A 2,645-nucleotide genomic window follows, 5' to 3' on the forward strand; every position below is an offset into this window, starting at 1 on the left:
GGCCGCCTCTCCTATATCGCCGCACTCGGCGCGGATGCCATCTGGATCTCGCCGTTCTTCAAGTCGCCGATGAAGGATTTCGGCTATGACGTGACGGATTACTGCGATGTCGATCCGATGTTCGGCACGCTGGCCGATTTCGACGCGCTGACCGCCGAGGCACACAGGCTGGGCTTGAAGGTGATGATCGACGAGGTGCTGTCGCACACTGCCGACAGTCATCCCTGGTTCAAGGAAAGCCGGTCGAGCCGCAGCAACCCGAAAGCCGATTGGTACGTCTGGGCAGACGCCAGGCCGGACGGCACACCGCCCAACAACTGGCTGTCGATCTTCGGCGGCTCGGCGTGGCAATGGGACACCAGCCGCCAGCAATATTACATGCACAATTTCCTGGCCGAACAGCCCGACCTCAACTTTCACAACCACGAAGTCCAGGACGCATTGCTCGACGTCACCCGCTTCTGGCTGGAGCGCGGCGTCGACGGTTTCCGGCTCGATACCATCAATTTCTACTTCCACAGCCAGGGCCTGGAAAACAATCCGCCGCTGCCGCCGGAAGAGCGCAACGACCAGACCGCGCCGGCGGTCAACCCCTACAACTACCAGGACCATCTCTACGACAAGAGCCGGCCCGAGAACCTCGGCTTCCTCGAACGGTTCCGTGCCCTGCTCGATGAGTATCCGGCAACCGCAGCGGTCGGCGAGGTCGGCGATTCGCAGCGCGGGCTTGAAGTGGTTGCCGCCTACACCGCAGGCGGCAAGCGCGTGCACATGTGCTACTCCTTCGATTTCCTGGCGCCGGAAAAGATCAGCGCGGGCAAGGTCCGCTCGGTGCTGGAATCCTTCGGCAAAGTCGCCAGCGACGGCTGGTCGTGCTGGGCCTTCTCCAACCACGACGTGATGCGCCCGGCCTCGCGCTGGGCCGCCAATGAGGCCGACCCGACCGCCTACCTCAAGGTCATCTCGGCGCTGCTGATGTCGTTGCGCGGTTCGGTCTGCATCTACCAGGGCGAGGAGCTTGGGCTCGGTGAGGCAGAGCTGCGGTTCGAGGATCTGCAGGATCCCTACGGCATCCGCTTCTGGCCGGAATTCAAGGGCCGCGACGGCTGCCGCACGCCAATGGTGTGGGATGGCAGCGCCAAGAATGGCGGCTTCTCCCAGGCAAAGCCCTGGCTGCCGGTGCCGGCCAAGCATCTGGCGCAAGCGGTCAATGTCCAGCAGGGCGACGAGGCTTCGCTGCTCGAGCACTACCGGCGCTTTCTCACCTTCCGGCGTGCCCATCCGGCGCTCGCCAAGGGCGACATCACCTTCATCGAAAGTGAGGGCGACACCGTCGCCTTCACGCGCCGCGCAGGCAACGAGCAGATCGTCTGCGTCTTCAATCTGGGAGCCGGGCCGGCCAAGGTTGACCTTGGCGGCCGATCGCTGCAACCTCTGCCCGGGCACGGATTTTCGGGGCAGGCGAACAGCGGTTCCATCGAGCTTGGCGGCTACGGCGCCTGGTTCGGGCGTCTCGACTGAATTCCAATCACTGGAGGAAACCAAATGGCCGATGTCACGCTAAGACAAGTGAAGAAGTCCTACGGCAATCTGAACATTCTCCACGGCATCGACCTCGATATTAAATCGGGCGAGTTCATCGTCTTCGTCGGCCCGTCGGGCTGCGGCAAGTCGACATTGCTGAGATCGATCGCCGGGCTCGAGGAAATCACCTCCGGCGAGCTCAGAATAGCCGGCGAAGTGGTGAACGACGTGCCGCCGTCGAAACGGGGCATCGCCATGGTGTTCCAGTCCTACGCGCTCTACCCGCACATGACCGTCTACGACAACATGGCGTTCTCGATGAAGATCGGCAAAGAGAACAAGGCCGAGATCGACCGCCGCGTGCGTCAGGCCGCCGAGATCCTGCAGCTGACCAAATATCTCGACCGCCTGCCCAAGGCGATGTCGGGCGGCCAGCGCCAGCGCGTCGCCATCGGCCGGGCCATCGTGCGCAATCCGAAGGTGTTCCTGTTCGACGAGCCGCTTTCGAACCTTGATGCGGCGCTGCGAGTCGCCACCCGCATCGAAATCGCCAAGCTCAAGGAATCGATGCCCAACACGACCATGATCTACGTCACCCACGACCAGGTCGAGGCAATGACGCTCGCCGACCGCATCGTGGTGCTCAAGGACGGCCATATCGAGCAGGTCGGCACGCCGATGGACCTCTACAAGAAGCCCGGCAATCTGTTCGTTGCGCAATTCATCGGCTCGCCGGCCATGAATATCCTGCCCGCAACCATCGACAAATCAGGCAATCCGACCGTCGTCAGCCATGTCGGCGGACGCAAGGCAACCGTGCCGATCGCGACGCCGGCTTCGGCAAAGGGCGCTGCGGTGAGTTTTGGCGTGCGGCCGGAGGACCTGATCATCGCCAGCGGCGCGGACTATCTGTTCGAGGGGACGGTCGACTATGTCGAGCAGCTCGGCGAGGTGCAGCTGGTCTATGTCGACATCGGTCGCGCCGACCTGCCGCTGGTGACCAAGCTGCCCGGCAATGTCGAGGTCAAGCGCGGTTCGACATTGCGGCTGAGCGCCAATGGCGAGGACCTGCATCTCTTCGACGCTGACGGACGGTCGTTTGCCCTTCATGAGGCTGAAGC

2 protein-coding genes are annotated in these 2,645 nt (G+C 63.0%); both read left to right on the forward strand.

Annotated features, from left to right (window positions below; genetic code table 11):
- Positions 1-1,521: alpha-glucosidase family protein (locus EN906_RS30195; RefSeq protein WP_127375603.1), on the forward strand; the 1,521-nt coding region annotated here is incomplete at its 5' end.
- Between the two features lie 24 nt (positions 1,522-1,545).
- A partial coding sequence (gene ugpC, locus EN906_RS30200) for a sn-glycerol-3-phosphate ABC transporter ATP-binding protein UgpC (RefSeq protein ID WP_127375604.1) occupies positions 1,546-2,645 on the forward strand: 1,100 nt, incomplete at its 3' end.

Origin of the sequence: Mesorhizobium sp. M7A.F.Ca.CA.004.06.1.1 (assembly GCF_003999135.1) — a bacterium.
In the GTDB taxonomy this organism is placed as follows: Bacteria; Pseudomonadota; Alphaproteobacteria; order Rhizobiales; family Rhizobiaceae; genus Mesorhizobium.